At 41.3% G+C, this 17,160-nt stretch carries 14 protein-coding genes; 6 read left to right on the plus strand and 8 right to left on the minus strand.

The window, feature by feature from the left end; translation table 11 throughout:
• Nucleotides 1–53 precede the first annotated feature (53 nt).
• The 3 genes from cobT to GSQ19_RS21080 all read right to left on the minus strand — a co-directional run bounded on the left by cobT (nt 54) and on the right by GSQ19_RS21080 (nt 2,810).
• Entirely contained in the window at nt 54–1,211 is a 1,158-nt protein-coding gene (cobT, locus tag GSQ19_RS21070) for a nicotinate mononucleotide-dependent phosphoribosyltransferase CobT (RefSeq protein WP_011319803.1), read from the minus strand.
• 114 nt (nt 1,212–1,325) lie between these two features.
• Complete coding sequence (locus tag GSQ19_RS21075; protein ID WP_011319804.1) at nt 1,326–2,099, minus strand: DUF2232 domain-containing protein; 774 nt, start codon at nt 2,097–2,099, stop codon at nt 1,326–1,328.
• Nucleotides 2,100–2,111: 12 nt separating this feature from the next.
• Nucleotides 2,112–2,810, minus strand: a complete 699-nt coding sequence (locus GSQ19_RS21080; protein WP_011319805.1) for a Crp/Fnr family transcriptional regulator — start codon at nt 2,808–2,810, stop codon at nt 2,112–2,114.
• Nucleotides 2,811–3,691: 881 nt separating this feature from the next.
• Here GSQ19_RS21080 and GSQ19_RS21085 point away from each other — a divergent pair.
• The 4 genes from GSQ19_RS21085 (at nt 3,692) to GSQ19_RS21100 (ending at nt 10,302) form a co-directional block, all read left to right on the plus strand.
• Entirely contained in the window at nt 3,692–7,687 is a 3,996-nt protein-coding gene (locus tag GSQ19_RS21085; RefSeq protein WP_011319806.1) for a hypothetical protein, read from the plus strand.
• A gap of 191 nt (nt 7,688–7,878) precedes the next feature.
• Nucleotides 7,879–8,481, plus strand: a complete 603-nt coding sequence (locus tag GSQ19_RS21090; protein WP_011319807.1) for an MBL fold metallo-hydrolase — start codon at nt 7,879–7,881, stop codon at nt 8,479–8,481.
• A gap of 276 nt (nt 8,482–8,757) precedes the next feature.
• Nucleotides 8,758–9,222 carry a hypothetical protein gene (locus GSQ19_RS21095; RefSeq protein WP_011319808.1) on the plus strand — a complete coding sequence of 155 codons (465 nt, stop codon included), beginning with the start codon at nt 8,758–8,760 and terminating at the stop codon, nt 9,220–9,222.
• A 216-nt stretch (nt 9,223–9,438) separates the two neighbouring features.
• Complete coding sequence (locus GSQ19_RS21100) at nt 9,439–10,302, plus strand: GNAT family N-acetyltransferase (RefSeq protein WP_011319809.1); 864 nt, start codon at nt 9,439–9,441, stop codon at nt 10,300–10,302.
• Nucleotides 10,303–10,374: 72 nt separating this feature from the next.
• Here the strand turns inward: GSQ19_RS21100 and GSQ19_RS21105 are convergent, their stop codons facing one another.
• The 4 genes from GSQ19_RS21105 to GSQ19_RS21120 form a co-directional block, all read right to left on the minus strand.
• Nucleotides 10,375–11,544: a nucleoside hydrolase gene (locus tag GSQ19_RS21105; protein WP_011319810.1), complete on the minus strand. Its 1,170-nt coding sequence runs from the start codon at nt 11,542–11,544 to the stop codon at nt 10,375–10,377.
• A 163-nt stretch (nt 11,545–11,707) separates the two neighbouring features.
• Nucleotides 11,708–12,337: a response regulator transcription factor gene (locus tag GSQ19_RS21110; protein WP_011319811.1), complete on the minus strand. Its 630-nt coding sequence runs from the start codon at nt 12,335–12,337 to the stop codon at nt 11,708–11,710.
• A gap of 52 nt (nt 12,338–12,389) precedes the next feature.
• Nucleotides 12,390–13,379 carry a S1C family serine protease gene (locus GSQ19_RS21115; protein ID WP_011319812.1) on the minus strand — a complete coding sequence of 330 codons (990 nt, stop codon included), beginning with the start codon at nt 13,377–13,379 and terminating at the stop codon, nt 12,390–12,392.
• Nucleotides 13,380–13,504: 125 nt separating this feature from the next.
• Nucleotides 13,505–14,173: an HAD family hydrolase gene (locus GSQ19_RS21120; protein WP_011319813.1), complete on the minus strand. Its 669-nt coding sequence runs from the start codon at nt 14,171–14,173 to the stop codon at nt 13,505–13,507.
• Between the two features lie 69 nt (nt 14,174–14,242).
• Between GSQ19_RS21120 and GSQ19_RS21125 the strand changes: the two genes are divergently transcribed.
• A complete protein-coding gene (locus GSQ19_RS21125; RefSeq protein ID WP_011319814.1) occupies nt 14,243–15,073 on the plus strand; it encodes a uroporphyrinogen-III synthase in 831 nt (276 codons plus the stop codon).
• Nucleotides 15,074–15,158: 85 nt separating this feature from the next.
• Here the strand turns inward: GSQ19_RS21125 and GSQ19_RS21130 are convergent, their stop codons facing one another.
• Nucleotides 15,159–15,611: an Hsp20/alpha crystallin family protein gene (locus tag GSQ19_RS21130; protein ID WP_041456240.1), complete on the minus strand. Its 453-nt coding sequence runs from the start codon at nt 15,609–15,611 to the stop codon at nt 15,159–15,161.
• 356 nt (nt 15,612–15,967) lie between these two features.
• On the opposite strand from GSQ19_RS21130, the gene GSQ19_RS21135 reads away from it, so the two are divergent.
• Nucleotides 15,968–16,288, plus strand: a complete 321-nt coding sequence (locus GSQ19_RS21135; RefSeq protein WP_011319816.1) for a DMT family transporter — start codon at nt 15,968–15,970, stop codon at nt 16,286–16,288.
• Nucleotides 16,289–17,160: the final 872 nt, after the last annotated feature.

Genomic DNA, 17,160 nt, shown 5'->3' on the forward strand with positions numbered 1-17,160 from the left:
CGGTAACTTGATTGAGTCCGGTATTTTTTTGGTGATTCCTTTTTCCCTAATCTCTATTTATCAGGAAGACGTTGAATCTGGTTTTCAATTGCTTGTAAAAGTTGATGTTGTTGCCAATTCTTGTAAAGATTAGCGGCTATGCAGGCAGCACCAGCACCTACGCCTTCCTTGACGAATCCTTGCTCATAGGCTTGGAGTTGGGGGTATTGAGAGTCAGAAAAACTCAGTTGGGTAGCCAAAAGTGAAGGAGTTGTCATCTGAGGATATTGACTGTTTTTACCTATATTTAGGGCTAATTCTACCGTACCGCCCGTTGAGTCTTCTGCTACCCAACGGGTTGTACCTACTACCACGACTGTGGGTTGCCAAAATAAATTGTAAGTTTGAGCGATCGCACTTGCCAGAGCATAAACCGCTAACATTTGTGTACCGCCAGCTAACATTACACCACAACTGCGACTAGCGGCGATCGCCATTCCCGCCACCACAATCTGCATGGGATCACCAACTGCGGCGACTAGTTTGAGGGGATCGATTGGGGATTTGTCCCCCCTGCACCCTGCTCCCTGCCCCCCTGCCTCTTTCCCCGCCTCCAAACCTTGCTGTACCACTTGCCATTTCTGCTCATGGTTACAAACTGGGTGACTGCTGTTAACTTTACCTGCTGCATTTATGCCCAGACCAGTTAAAATTGCCAATGCAGTGGTAGTACCACCAACAACACATTCGCTGAGAATTACATATGCTTCTGGAACTTCAGCCGCTAGGCGTTCCCCCCAAAGTAAACCTTGCTTAAATAGATGTTCTACAGTGGTTAATTCCATCGCCGCGCCTGTACTCAAACATTTAGCAGGACAACCACCTAAATCAATTGCTGGTATGGCTGGGGACTGAGGTAAACCCGCATTAAATAAATAAATTGGTATTTTGAATGCTTCTATCACAGCGCGGGATATGAGGACAGGGGATGCACCAGCTGTTAGTGGTGGTAGAGGATATTGGGGCTGATATTCTGCACCGTAGTATAAAAATTCAGCATCAGCACAAGCAGTATACTTTCGATCCTCTGGGGTGCGACCAGCCGCCGAAATCCCCGGAATTAGACCAGTTTCCGTAAAACCGAGAATACAAGTAAATAAAGGCAGGCGATCGCTATATCGTCGCAACCAAGCCTCACCCTGTTCAATTTCAGTATAAATGCGAATAGTCATTGGTCAGTTGTCAGTTGTCATTTGTTAGTTGTCACTTGTCAGTTGTCAACGGTCAAACAAGAAGGTTTTGGACTAATGACTATGGACTAATGACTATGGACTAATGACTAATTTTCAATAATCCATAAGAACTTGTACCCAACGAGGTGGACGGGGAATGGGATTTCCTAAGCGATCTAAGAGTAGCCACGCTGCCAAGTGTACAACAAACAGATAAATAAAGTTATTGATGATAATCAATGCTACTGCCCCAAACTGGATCAAAAGTACACTAGGACTATTTAATAATCCCAGTTTCAAGAATATCCACTCTATGAGTTCTGTTACTTGGGTAATTAAATAAATCCACAGGTCTTCTCCCGACAACACAGACAACAACCACAACCGAAAAAAGACCCCTAAAGTACCCAACAGCGTACCCAGTGTGATCGAAACAATCCAGGGAGCGCGACGATACCATGTTGCTCCTAGCAGCACACCCATAAACGCAAAAGGCATGACGAACAACAGACTACGGACTGGCCCCATCAGTACAGACAATAATAAACCAGAAGTAACAGCCGCCATCCATGCTGCTCGTTTACCCCAACGCAGATAAACTAATGCAATGGGTACAGGAAAAAATATCCGCAACACCGGACCAAGGGGAAAGTAAAAATTGATAAACCAAATCAGGCTAGCGGTGCTTGCTAAGAAAGCCGTCTCTACCATCCTTAAGGGCGCATCAACTTTCAACTGGGGAGATAGTAAATTGTGTTGCTCTCCGCCGTTGGTCTGAGCATTATGTTTCTGTGGCTCTTGCTGATCTGATGGTGGATTTTGGGGATTTAGAGATTCAGGGGATGTTTCTTCCTCTGGCTCATCTGGCAGAGAATCTAAAATACTCATCTTGAAAATTCGTTAAATTAACATTTTCTCTAAGGCTGACAAATCTGGAATACAAATAGTGTCTTGATCTCGCTTAATCAAGCCTTTTTTTTCTAACCTTGTCAATACCCTGGTAACAGTTTCTCGTGCCAACCCGCTCAAACTACTTAGCTCTCGATGAGGTAAATTAGGGAGTTCCGTTCCGGTTTGTCCTCGTTTTCCTTGACCTTCCGCTAAAAACAGCAAAGTGTCTGCTACCCGCGACTGACTATCAGATTCCCGCAGTCGCAAACGCCGATTTACTTGTCGCAAGCGCCGAGCCATCAACTGAGATAAACGCACTCCCGCCAAAGGTTCTGTATGTAGTAACTTGACAAAATCTTGAGAAGGCATACTACCAATCATCGTGGTAGTCAAAGTAATTACATCAGTGGATCGAGGTACTTCATCTAGTGCTGCCATTTCACCAAACAATTCTCCCGTACCCAGAATATTCAATGTCACCTCTTTCCCTTCGAGATTATAAGTACGGATTTTTACCCAACCTTCGACTATAAAATATACAGAGCCGCCCCAGTCGTTTTCTAGTAGTATGACCTGATTAGCTGGGTGTGTACGAGTGACAAGGTGATTGAGGGCTAATTCTACAGCAGTTTCTGGTAGCCCTTGAAAAAAGGGAGCCGAGATCATCCAAGGATTAGCAGGTGACTGCAAGCTATATCGGTCTTCCATTACGACATTATGATAATTAAGCGGCTATATGTAAAAAATTAAAACGCTATATTTTAGCCTAAGCGATTGAGTAATAGTTATTACACAAAGGTCTTATTTAAAATCGTATCTTATGGTTTCCATCTGCGTTACCCCTATACACGCAGTTGCTTTCCGCTTTCATTAGGTAGTGAGTATGCACTGATGACAAGAGGAAAGATGAAAAAGGGGCTAAGGACATATCAATTCAGAACTAAAAAATTTTTTCTTCTGCTATCCTGCACCCTCATACTCGTTTCCCAGATACTTTTCTAGTACCTAACTTAATTGACCGAAAATTGCCGAACAACCTTAATGATACTCAAAGTAGTTAATTTTTGCTAATAAATCTATACCAGGGGTTGCCATTCAGGAACTTTTGCATCAAAACATAATTACTGTTGTCACCAAGAAGCATCTCATCAAGGCGTGATTTTAAGATTTGTGACAGCATAACTCTTCATTGGCAAGGATTTTAAGTGTAGTTGCCTCGTCTTATCAGCAAAGTACTGCTATATAATAGGCAATTTGCTTGGCGGTTTGGTTTTTTTTATGTTTTCATACTATGAAGTCCAAGAGACTGTAACATCGTCTGAGAAACTGACTGGAAAAAGTGTTGAGTGCTGTTAGCGGTAGCAGGGCATTAAGCAGCGTCTTGAATCACAATTCTAAAACCTGATCTAAGCGCCTCTTTTTCACTTTTGATAGTTACCAATTGACGGTATTGGCGGCAACCCCAGGGAATGCCACAAATATCGGTCATAAATAAAACAAATGCGCTGACTAACTCTCAGTAATTTTATTGATTGTAAATTAATTTTCTAATCCAGTTAACCTAACATTTGTAGCTAAGGTAATTTAAAGTGACTTCCCGCACTGATGAAATTCAAAAATTGATTGCAGATATTGACAATTTGCTCAACAGCAATGGCAAGCGCCTGTCTAGGCTTTTGTCTAGTCAGGCGCAAGAGCCAAAAGAGGTTTTAGAAAAAGTTCGTAATTTTTTGGTCAGTCTCCAAGGGAGTGAAACATCAGAGAATGAACCAAATCATAATTCCCGGCTGTTGACAAAATTTGTTGAACAAGGTCAAAATCAGTCTGCACCACAACCCCATCAGCCACATCAAGAAGATAATAATATTCCATTCCAACAATTAAAAAACGAATTGTCAGAATTAATACAGCCGTTGCAAGGGGAAATTACAGCGCTGTTGCAAGAGCGAACAATTCTGGCACAAGAAATTAGACAACTAGAACAAAAACGGTTACAAAATTACTCCTTAAGTCAGCAGTTAGCCAACCAAGAGCAGATTATCACAGACTTTCTACAAGTACTCATGAGTCGCTTACTGCCAGTTTTAACACCACAGATAACAGAGGGGGGCGTAAACCCCACTAGTTATAACAGCAGTAACAGCGCCAGATTAGACTTACCTCCTGCAATAACTCCAACTTTTTGGGAATCATCAGAACAGGGAGACAGGCTAACACAACTGACAAAAGAGTTAGATCAACGCTTACTATCACTAGATGGTACTGTTAACGTTGTTTTCGAGGCGCTACAACGCAATATTAATACCTATCACGAATCTCTGTCTCAAGCACTGGCAAGAATGCACAGTACGGGATTACAAAGCGAACAGTTGATGGCTGGCTTCATCAACAATTGGACACAATCTCTACAACAATTGTCTAATTTCCAGCCATCTGTTCCTAAAGAGGAAAATCCTGCACCTACAGCCCCACCACCATCATCAATTCCGGTTCATACTGTAATTGAAGTCTCAACGCCAACTAATTCTAGTAGTACTGTAGTTCGTCAAGAATCAACTTCTACGGTAGGATTTGACCAAAAATCGCCGTCAGAGATAGATACAGATGAACTAGATGCAGTACTTTTGCAGCTTGGTGTTGATGCACCTTTATCTTTAGAGAACCCTGACAATCTCACCACACTATTACCCAATAGTTGGGAATTTGCGAATGATGAAGTTGATCTAATTTATGCCAGTTTGTTTGGTAATGATAATTTTGCAGGTGAAAGTCTGGAAGTCAGCCCAGATTTAATTACTCCCGATTTACTGGAGTTGAATGTTGATGATAGCTCTCCTGGAATTGAAAGTAATTTTCTAGCTGAGGCGGATACTGCGGCAATTATGCCAGATGTATGGTTTGATCAATCAGATACTGATTTGTTTGATTTTAGTGATACTCCAGAGGCAGAATCTCCTGAAGTATCAGCAGAAGCATCAACAACGTCGTTGTTATTAGATCAACCAGAGGCTGAACTGTTTAATTTCAGTGATGCTCCAACGCCAGAAAACCCAGTTTTGCTAACACAATCAATTGATTTACCAACAGAGCCAGCAGTTCCGTTGAATGTTTCTGTCTTGCCAGAAATTGAACCTGTACAACCAAACAGTACTGATACGATTACATCTCTGGTAGATATTGAGTTTGCCGAAGAGTTGGCGGATGTGCCTGTGCTTCTAGAACAGACAGATGTCCTCCAGATTGCCCAAGACATAGAAGTTATTACGCCTCATGAGCAGCCTGAGGATACGACAGACCATTATATTCCCGCTTCGCCGCAGGAAAATTTACTATCTTCCGAAGTAACTCAGTTGGTTAACCCACCAGATATTTCTCTGAATGAGGAGCAATGGCTACAATTACATCAAGATTTGGCGAAGTTAGATGATTATGCGTCATCCGAGTCAGAACCAGTAACTGAGTTAAAGGACGCTGATACTGTAGCTGACAACCAAGAAAAGCCAATTCAACCACCAATTACTGAAACAAGTAACGTTGTTGCTTTCTCTGTTCCTGAGGTTAACCAGACTTCTGTTATACCTCCGGCGACCAATGTCTTAAATTTGACGACAACTAATGAAAAGCCAACGGAGGTTCCCCCTACTGGTCAAAACAATCCAGCAGATTCTACCAATCATAATGTTAACAAAGATACTGATACTAAGTCTCGTAGTGACGATTCCATCTGGTATTTAGGCATTGATTTGGGAACCACAGGAATTTCTGCTGCTTTGTTAAATCGCTCTACTGGTGTTGTGCATCCTATTTACTGGTCAACGGAGGCTCAACCAGGGGCAAATTCATTCCAGCAATCGTTCCGGCTACCAGCCGAAGTTTATTTGCCGACGGCTTCTGTACCCCAAGTTACTTCTGAGCAAGAGGTGGCTGACATCAAAAATCATCTGTATTCAGTCCAGTTGAAGCCGTATTTACAAGTAGCTATCCCCTACAAAAATGAGCAGCAGAGATGGGAGCCTGTACTGCAATTTAATGAATCATCTGCTGGGCCTTTGATTTGGGTAGTACGATCGCTCTCCAAATTACTCTTGACCCTCAAAGCCGACCGCTACAGCACAACTCAGGGGTTAATCGCTACGGCTGTAGGTCTTAATCAACGCACTTTTCATGGTATTGTCAGTAATATTGCGGGGATTATTTGTAATTGTCCTGCCAGTTGGTCAGAACAATATCGCTTTAATGTCCGAGAAGCTTTACTCACAAGTAAGTTAGTTCAACATCCCCAGCAAGTATTTTTTGTGGAAGAGGCGATCGCTAGTCTCCTCAGTTTTATCGATGGTGGTAATGGTCAGGTAGTACAATTAAGCACTCACCAAGGTTTATCCCCAGCCAAAAATAGCGATCATGCTTTGGTGGGCAACACCTTAATTATGAATATCGGCGGAACAGCCACAGAAATGGCGCTGGTGGATATTCCTGAGAACCTATCCCAACTGACACATAATAATTTCATGCTTCACAGTTTTGCCTATGCCAGCAAAGGAATCGAGCAGGATATTATCTGTCAATTACTCGCATCACCAAAATACCGGAAAGCTCGCTGGGAAAGCCCAGAAGATAATCAGAAAATTACCAGTAATCCTTGGCAATGGCAACCGTCTATGCCTGGTTTAGACCGGATGCAATGGGAAAGTTTGGGATTGGAAAAATTAGAATTGCCCCGTTTGGGAGAACCTGATATTCCGGCACGGATTCGCCTCCAGCAACATTTGGAAAGTTCTCTGTTAGGACAAGCAGTTTTAGACGCAGCCCTAGCATTAAAACTGATTTTGCAACATCAAGAATCTTTTACCCTAGAATTAGCAGACCAACGATGGGTGTTACAGCGTCGAGAATTAGAAAGTCAGGTATTTGTTCCCTTTGCCCGTCGCCTAAATCGGGAACTCAACAAATTATTAGTAGCCCGTGGTATCCCCACAGAAGCAATTAATCAAGCAATTCTCACAGGTGGGGTGGCTAACTTAGGGGTTGTCAACCTGTGGTTGCGACAAAAACTCCCCAATGCCAAAATTATTCAAGACTCATACCTGGGAGAAAATGGCGCACCTAATTGTAGTCGTGTTGCTTGTGGTTTAGCTTTACTACCCCTACATTCCCAAGTCTTGGAAGAATCCAGACATCAATACACAGACTACTTCCTATTTACAGAATTACTGCGAGTTTTGCCCAACCGGACTTTATCTTTTAGTGAAATTCTCCAGTTATTTGAAGGACGTGGAATCAATACTAATATTTGTCAGCAACGACTATTAGCTTTCCTCGAAGGAGAATTGCCAGCCGGCTTAGTACCCGCCTCCCCAGAATCTAGCTGGCTTACCCAACATTCTCTCAGCAATCTTGACTATCAAGCGATGTCTACGACGGGCTACGCCAACACCAACACACCACTTTTTGAAAAACAAGGCAATCTCACCTACCGCCCCAATTCCCAACAATTACAGGCGCTCCACCGTTATCTTGATGCCATCAAAGCCAGCACTCAACAATCACTGGAGGAACCTTATACCGTTGATTTTGCTTATGTCTAAGGAGTGGGGAGTAGTAATTGCTGTCAGCAGTTTCAGGGCATTTAACCTCTGCTGAATCAGAGATTCTCCCCCTATCTACTACACTTCCTGCCTTTACATTCTTATTTTTGAACTAAAGACGGAATTATTGATAAATTAAGGATGCTGATTGATCAACCGAAAGCTTTTGAAGGTATAGAACCAGAATTATTATGAAATCCCTGCACCGTCCTGATCTATATAGCTGGTCTACTTTCAACCCTGCAAGAAATATTGATTTCAATGGGTTTGCCTGGATTCGCCCTGAAGGCAATATATTGATTGATCCAGTAGCTTTATCAAATCATGATTGGAAGCACTTGGAATCTCTCGGTGGAGTGGTGTGGATTGTCCTGACAAACTCTGATCATGTGAGGTCAGCGAAGGAAATTGCCGACCAAACCTATACCAAAATAGCTGGGCCGGTCGCAGAGAAAGAAAATTTTCCTATATATTGCGATCGCTGGTTATCTGATGGTGATGAACTTGTACCAGGATTAAAGGTAATGGAACTCCAAGGTTCTAAAACTCCCGGAGAGCTAGCATTGCTGTTGGAAGAAACAACCTTAATTACAGGGGATTTAGTCCGGGCATATCGAGCAGGGGGTTTGGAGATATTACCTGATGAAAAGCTGATGAATAAGCAAAAAGTCGTGGCTTCAGTCCGCAGATTAGCCGCATTGGAGAAGGTAGAAGCTGTGTTAGTAGGAGATGGTTGGTCTGTGTTTCGGGATGGACGCGATCGCCTCAAAGAACTTGTAGCAACTTTGGCATAAATTTAGAGGCAATCAACTACGCCATCGCTCTTCATTTAGAATCTGTCTTGAGAAAGAGTATTATTTTTTACAAAAAAATATACTGTAGAAATTAATGTGTTTATCAGATTGCTCATAGTGAATCATCATAGAAAAAGCCACTCACTCATTTTTTTGCTCATGATTGCATAAATTGCTGCGTCAGCAGTGAGAAGTAATTAAGGCAATTGTGGAAAGTCCCACTCCACCAAAAATGAAGTTTATTAGCCCCATAATGACAGGGCGAGAGGTAATATTATGATTCACCACATATCTATATCTGTTGAAAATCCCCAGCACGTTGCTCAAGTACTAGCAGAAGTTCTGAATGGAGAAGCTGTTCCCTTTTTCCCCCATCCAGGTAGCTACATGGTTTTTCCGTTGGATGAATACGGTACAGGAATCGAAGTTTATCCTTTAGAAACATATATAAAACCTGGTGAAGGTGAGCAAGGAGGCATTTTTGCAGAAGCTAGCAATGTTTCCGGCTTTACCGCCACTCACGCAGCTATTTCAGTCTCTGCTACAGAAGAAAAAATTGCAGAAATTGGCAACCGGGAAGGTTGGAGAACAGTACGCTGTAATCGTGATTCCTTCTTTGATGTGATTGAGTTTTGGTTAGAAAACAAAATCATGATAGAACTTTTAACACCAGAAATGGCAAACCAATATTTACAAGTAACACACCCAAAAAATTTGAAGAAAATGTTCGCTGCTGCATAATTTTTTTCCCACAAGCAGTAAGAATTCACAATTACCCTACGGGTGGGCTGACGCTTACCTAGCAAAGCGAGCTACTTAATTATTAACATTCCAAGACTAGGCTTGCTGCTACGTAATTGCTTCTCAACAAAAGTTTCTGGTATTTTTAATGCGTAATTTATTTACGGCATTTTGTACCAACAGGAAATTAATTCAAACTGCTAGATACATCCACAAGTGCCTACCTTAAAAACCTTACAAACTGGGGATGAAGTGTTGCTAGAAAATTTTTTGATGCAGCACGTTGATACCTCAATGTTCTTACGTTCCAACTCACGAGAGGGAGGACTGATTAATCAAGGTGAGAGATTTCAAGGAACTTATGTAGCTGCTATCGTAGATAAAAATATAGTTGCGATCGCTGCCCATTATTGGAATGGGATGATCATAGTTCAAGCACCTGTTTACCTTGCAGAGGTAGTACAACAAACAGTAGAACAATCTGGCCTTGCTGTTTCTGGAATTGCTGGGCCGGCAACACAGGTGGCAGCTGCAAAACAAGTTTTGGGATTGGCTGACAGACCAACTCAAATGGATGAACAAGAAAAATTACTTTCGCTGGCGTTACAAGACTTACAAGTACCTCCAGCTTTAGCATCGGGTCAGGTGCAATGTCGTTTGCCAGATGTACAAGAGTTGGAATTACTTAGTGAATGGAGTGCTGCTTTTCATGTGGAAGCTTTGGGAAAAGTAGCAACGCCTGATTTATTATCTGCTTGCCGTGCAGAAATTGCAGCACGTCAATCTACAGCTAAACACTGGCTATTGATAGCAGAAAATACTCCTGTTGCTTATACTGCATTTAATGCCCGTCTGCCTGATATTGTACAGATTGGCGGCGTTTGGACACCACCCAAATTACGCGGTAAGGGTTACGCTAAATCTGTTGTCGCTGGGTCGTTGTTGGCGGCAAAATCCCAAGGTGTAGAACGCGCTATCTTGTTTACAAGTCAGGAAAATTATGCAGCCCAAGCAGCTTATCAGGGCATTGGCTTTCGGTCTACGGGTGAGGAGTTTGGCTTGGTGTTATATAATTTGTAATTCGTAATTTCTCGCTAGCATAGGGCATAGAAAATAAACTACTTTTCCATACCCTATCCCCAAACTTTACTACTAAACTTTTTTCTGAGAACGTCGCGCCATCATACCAGCACTGACTGTGGCTAGAAGTAAGATTCCTGCAATTGATGTTGGTTCGGGAACAGACTGGGTTTGTAGGTAAGAGAAGACTTGGCCTGGTCGAAAGGGCAAATTATTAAAACTGGGGTTGAGGGAAACTAGAACATTGGGGGGCAAATTAGAAATAGCACGAGTTTGCCCTTGAGTACCCCCAGGATCTGAGGTCGTATCAACTTCTAAGTATAAAGGAGTTTCTACTGAGAAATCTGGTTCACTCAAGTTAATGGCTGCAACTAGATCCCAAGCTGGGTTGGGGTCATTGTTACTTTGAATTATGGTCAAGGCAAAGTCTAAAAATTCTGCTGCTAACTTACTTTCTGGTGTTGCAGTAGCTAGCCATGCTTGTTGATCGGCACGAGAAAAGGCAATCTGGTTTGTAGCATCCAGGGGGGTCAACTGAATTTTTAATCCTTGCCCTCCGGCTGCAAATACTTCTTGTGCTGCTAAAGGGTCAACCCAGATGTTGAACTCAGCTGTCGTGTTGGTAGAAAATGGGGGATCAGGCAGGACTGGGAGATTTCCAGGTACGAAAACTGCGCCTCCCATGATTTCGATGATGGCAATGTTGTTGATAATGGTGGGGTCAAGCCGTAATGCTTCAGCAATATTGGTTAAAGATCCAGTTGCCAAGATTGCTACAGGTGCTAATGACTGCTTCACTTTCTCCACAATCAGTTCTGCGGCTGGTCGAGTTACTATAGGTGGTGCTGTATCAGGTAGTTGGACGAAGGGAGACCAAAAAGTGTCTGCACCAGTGCGAATAAATTCTGGGAAAGTATTATTTCCTGCCAGGGGAGTGGATCTGCCGATACCAACAGGGATGCCAGAAGCATTTAGTCTGCCTAGCATCCGTTCCAGGTTGTTCACAAAGCTTTCTGGGCGGGCTATACCTTGGGCGATGGTAATTGCTTGGACATCAAATTTGGGATTGGCTAGCATATAAGCCAATGCAGTCATGCCGTCTTGGCTGCCATCGTCGTCGATGATTAGGGGGGTTGGCTTAAAAGAGGCTGCAAGTACAGGTTGGCTACAAAAAATTGCTGTGATTGATACTAAAGAAGCAGCAGTAGAAAACAACTTCTGCACATTAGGAATTTTGAGCATAAGAATATCGTTTCTAGACTTTTAATTGAGGAGATGGCTGATATCTAGCTATCTAGAGAATGATACCTTAATGGCTGCGTAAATTACATAGTTAAAACAAGGTTAATTATACTAATCAATTACTTAATCTTTTCTTTAGAAGTTGTTAATAAAGTTGCAAAAATTACAAGAGAATTAAGCCTAGTCGAACACCAACGGTAACGGCTTCGGTGCGGGTGGAAACAGCTAGTTTTTGAAAGATAGAGGAAACATGAAACTTCACTGTATGGTCGGAAATATGTAGACTTTGAGCGATCGCTTTATTTCCTAAGCCGGAACCAAGCATTTGTAAAACCTCTATTTCTCTCGGTGTCAATGATTGGACAGGATTAGTTACTGCTTTTTCCCGTACAGAAAAAAATTCTAGGACATCTGGATGTATGACAATGAGACCAAGGGCGATCGCTTCAATTGCTGTTAAAATTTCTGATTCTGTGCTGGTATCAAGTAATATACCCCGCACGCCAGAACGTAGTGCTGCTTCTATATCAATTCCCTCCAGTTCTTTGACAATCAGCATCACTCTCAATGAGTCTTGTTGTTCTTGTATGACTAGTAATTTATCCCAATCTGATTGAGAGTTTCTGCCCCAATCTAACAGCACTACATCTAGTTGTAATTGCTGAATTTCCTTGGTCATTCCATCTATATCTGATACACTGCCCACAACAGTCATCTGAGGATTACCCGCTATCACCGCAGATAATCCCGCCCTTATTACATGGGAAGCAGCAACTACCATTACGCCAATCATCTAATTTATACCGTATTTTTATTGGTAGTATTAACTACAAATTCCTGTGTTCCTATCTCTTTCCATGCCTCCTGCCGCCCTCATGTCTTCTACCGCCCTCATGCCCTCTGCCGTGTGGTTCATGCTTCCTACCTTCCTCAATCGCCTGACTTTCACCGACGACAACATCTAAGTCCAACAATGCCCCACCGCGAATGATTTGTAACGTGATGGATTTGCCAATGCGATCGCTATGATTAAGTAATGCCAGTACATCACCTGTATCATTGACGGCAATACCATCAAATTTGACCAACACATCTCCTAGTAACAGACCTGCATGATCAGCCGGGCTAGCAGCTTCAATATTGACAACAATTACCCCCGTGGTGGAAGTTAAATTTAAGGCTGTTTTGAGATTGTCTGGTAACCGGACTGGCTGCATTCCTACACCCAAATAACCACGGGAAATTCTACCTTTGGCTAGTAATTGGTCAATAACGCGATTAACTGTAGTAGCTGGAATAGTCAAAGCCGTACCCCTTCGTCCAGATGTATTCATCCCCACTACGTAGCCAGCAGCATCCACAAGCGCGCCACCCGCAAAACCAGGGTAGAGGTTGATGTCTGGACGAATGAATTGGTCTATATTTCCGCCATTTATACTGCGCCAAGCCCCACTCAATGCACTCACCAGCCCCATCGCTGCACGGATGTCACCTTCGCTACTTCTCGCCAAGCCTAATACTAAATGACCAACTTTGAGGGTAGCTGCATCACCAATCTTGGCTACAGGGATTTGGACATCTTGTAACTGAAAGACGGCTATATCAGTACTTGAGTCATGACCGAGGAAAGTCGCAGGTAGGCTTTGTCCCTCGGATACAGTAATGGTAATTTCGTCATAGCGCGGAAGTGATTCATCCGAGGTGATAATAATCCCATTGCGCCAATGAATCCCACTAGAGGAAATCCGTGTACCTGCATTCACAGCAACAACAGAACTACCAGCTTGTTCGACTAGTTCGGCTAAACTATTGGATAACCCTATTAATGAAGACATCAATTTTCTCTACATATTTTCTTGGATGTTCATATCTTGCCGTTTTGTCGGCAGAGATAGCATCGGAAAAATGGGGAGAATTTAATCTAGACAAATGGCTAGTGGCGGACAATAGAGTGGGTAATCTAAGCCTCTAGCCTCTGTTCTAAAAATTCACTGGCTTGTTCTAAAGAATCTAAAATTTTGTAAGTCAAGCATCTGATTTCCGGTGATGGTTGTTCTATATCGGGAACCATAATCGGATACATCCCAGCGCTAAAAGCTGCTTCTACCCCTACACATGAGTCTTCAAAAACTACGCACTGCACAGGTGTAACATTAATTCTGCGACTAACTTCCAAATATATATCTGGTGCGGGTTTACCTTGTGGTACATCTTCGCTGGTGACAATGGTTGTAAAGTAAGGCAAGATACCAGCGTTGCTTAAACGGCGGATGGTGCGGCTGCGGGATGTGCCTGTTCCTAAGGCGATGATAATCCCTAAACTATTTAGTTGACACAATAAGTTTAACGCACCTGGTTTCATTGGCAAACCTTCTTGCAGTTCTCGGCGATCGCCAATTTCAATTCGGTGTCTTTTTATCGCCTCAAAAGGAAAATCATTGCCATATCTTTGTTTGAGAATTTTTTCTCGCCATGACAAATCACGCCCGACAAATTCACTATAAAAATTATCACTCATTATATATCCATGACTGGCTAAGGCTTGCTGCCATGCCCAACGAGCAATGCTTTCTGTATCAAAAAGCAAACCATCCATATCAAAGATTGCGGCGCGGATATTTGCTAACACACTTAATCCCTTATTTTCAGCTTAACAACAACACACTATACAATTACGCTGCTGATTCGATATTTGCCAATGTCTAACTTGCTAACTGCATCTCACCAATTGCCCTTATACGGAAAAAGGATTTTAGTAACAGCGCCAAGAAACTACGCTTCTAGGTTGTCTGCACAAATTATCTGCAAGGGTGGTTTACCGATTCTCATGCCCACGATAGAAACCTGCTATTTACCTAACTTTTCTCAATTAGATGCTGTTATCAGCTGCATAAATGAATTTGATTGGATTGCATTTACTAGTAGAAACGGCATCATAGCATTTTTTGAACGTCTACATAATTTAGATATTTCTATAAATAAATTGCAAAATTGTCAATTATGTGCATTGGGGAAAGATATAGATGTTTTATTATCTTTGTTTGGTAGAGTAGATTTAATTCCTGACGAATCTAGCCCGGCGGGGATTGTGGCTAAATTTTCGCAAATACATGGAATTAGTAGACAAAAAATCTTAGTTCCAGTGCCAGAAGTTATAGGCATACCTGAGCCTAATATTGTGCCTAATTTTATCAAGGATTTAGAAAAATTGGGTATGCAGGTGATTCGTGTACCTACATACATAACTCAATCTTTAGACAAAAATATTTACTCGGTGGAAATAAATTTAATTCAACAAGGCTTAATTGATGTGATTGCCTTTAGTAGTACCGCAGAAATCGAAAGTTTTTTAAAAATGTTTAACTCTAAAAATGAGTTTCAGCATTGTGTTGTTGCTTGTTTTGGCCCTTATACAGCCGCCAACGCCCAAAAGTTAGGTCTGGATGTTTCTCTTGTGTCAACAGACTTTAGTTCTTTTGAAGGTTTCGTAGAAGCAATAGTAAAATTTTATATTGATAGTCCAACGTAATGCGATCGCCTATGTAATATCGTAAGCGATCGCAGTTCATCAAATATTTTGTATAATGAGCAAATATGCCCATTATAGAAGCTAGTTAGCCAACAGCAGATTCAATGTTAACCTTCACGACTTTATTCTTTTCTGCTTCGGCTTTAGGTAATGTCAAATTCAAGATACCATCTTTATATTCTGCCTTGACGTTGGTATTTTGAATACGTGTGGGTAAAGGGATTACGCGTTGGAATTTGCCATATTGGAATTCGCTTTTGACAACACCCTTATCTTCCGTCTTAGTTTCAGATTTACGTTCGCCACTAATATAAACTGCTTTGTCAGTGACTTGTAAATCTACATCTTTAGCATCAATTCCAGGAAGTTCTAGTTTTAGATGAATTGCTTCTGCTGTTTCATGTATTTCAGCAGCCGGAACTCTAGTTAGGGTTCTTTCTAATACTGTAGATGGTAGCATATCTTCCTCAAACAAATGATTTAATTGACGTTGTAAAGTATTTAAATCTTGCCAAGGGTTCCAACGAATAATTGTCATATCTTTGACTCCTCTAAGGTTTTCCTGCGAATCGCTTCCAGGCTTTAATCTTTCATTTGTTCTCATCATATTGAGAAAATAGGTGAGTGTAAATTCGGTTTTTATCACTTAATAGATGATGATGACCGAACCGTAAAAACCAGTATTTTCAGGTACGGGAAACACACATTTTCCTGGTTCGGTAAACTCTACTGTATATATAAAGTTTAGTCAGAAAGTCTGGAATATGAGATTTTTAAAATAGCTGTTCCCCAGATAGCAGAAATGTGAAAAATAAATTTATAAGCTATTTAGATAGCAACATGATTTATTTTTGCTGATAATACATTTTGCTTTTGTAAAAAATACATCACAATATGTCTACAAGTTTAGTTTACTTGCTGATGGCAATTATATTTGAAGTTTCCGGCACCACCTGCATGAAATTATCAGATGGTTTTAATAAATTGACACCTTCTATTTTGATATTTGTATTTTATGGACTTTGTTTTACTTTCCAGACACTATCCCTCAAAAATATTGACATTAGTATTGCTTACTCTGTTTGGGCAGGTTTAGGAACTGCTTTAATTGCTGGTGTTGGTCTAATTTGGTTTCGTGAATCCATGACGCTAGTTAAGTTTATCTCTATGACTTTAATTATCGTGGGAGTAGTTGGCATAAATTCAGGGAAATAAAAACTCTACCCACAAGGGGATCGAGTTTTGTCAGTGGTCAGTGGTCAGTGGCAAAGATATGTAAAAACTACTCCATGTGAGGGTTGGGGTATTAGACCAGTTTCAACAACTGACAACTGACAACTGACACGCAAAGCGCAATAAAAATACCTCATACATAATTTGTATGAGGTAAAAACAGAGGAAATCAACAAAGGATGATAATGTAATTTCGCCTTGTCAAGCTAGGAGAAAGTGTTGTGGTAAAGTATAACCAACTTAGTTGATAGGGTAACCGCCCAGCGTAGATAGTAACTATCGCAAATCTGACAATGGTGTTAGAAAAATTAGCAGACTAATCAACATCAGTCTGCTTTATATGCTCTTGAAAATAGTAAAGATAGAACGATTAAGACCGTAATTCCTTTACTTTGCATACTCTAGCAAAAGCGAATTGCTTTTTGTAGCCAGTTTGGCTAATTTTTATTATTTTCCGGCAATACAAAAGTCACAAAATAACTTCGCCAAACTTTTATATAGGAATCAGATTTGATTATTTTTGGGGTAGCCTACAATTGCACATAAAAATCTCAGCATCTGTAGGGTGGGCATTGCCCACCTTATTATGGTTTTAGTTGGCAATGCCCCATACTACCTGTATTTCAAAAATTAAGTATGAATCCTATATTACTAATAATTATTTAGAAATGTATTTTATTGTTAACATTTTGCAGAATTTATTGCTACATAGTTGTAAGAAACGACATTAAACCTAACTTATAGCCGAAATTAATCAATTGAACTCTAGCTTATGTCAATATAGTATCCGGGAGAGAACCATAGTCATATAAGATATCGAGTTTGTTCACCTCCTATATGGCACGAGTCGTCGT

Source organism: Trichormus variabilis 0441 (genome assembly GCF_009856605.1).
In the GTDB taxonomy this organism is placed as follows: domain Bacteria; phylum Cyanobacteriota; class Cyanobacteriia; order Cyanobacteriales; family Nostocaceae; genus Trichormus; species Trichormus variabilis.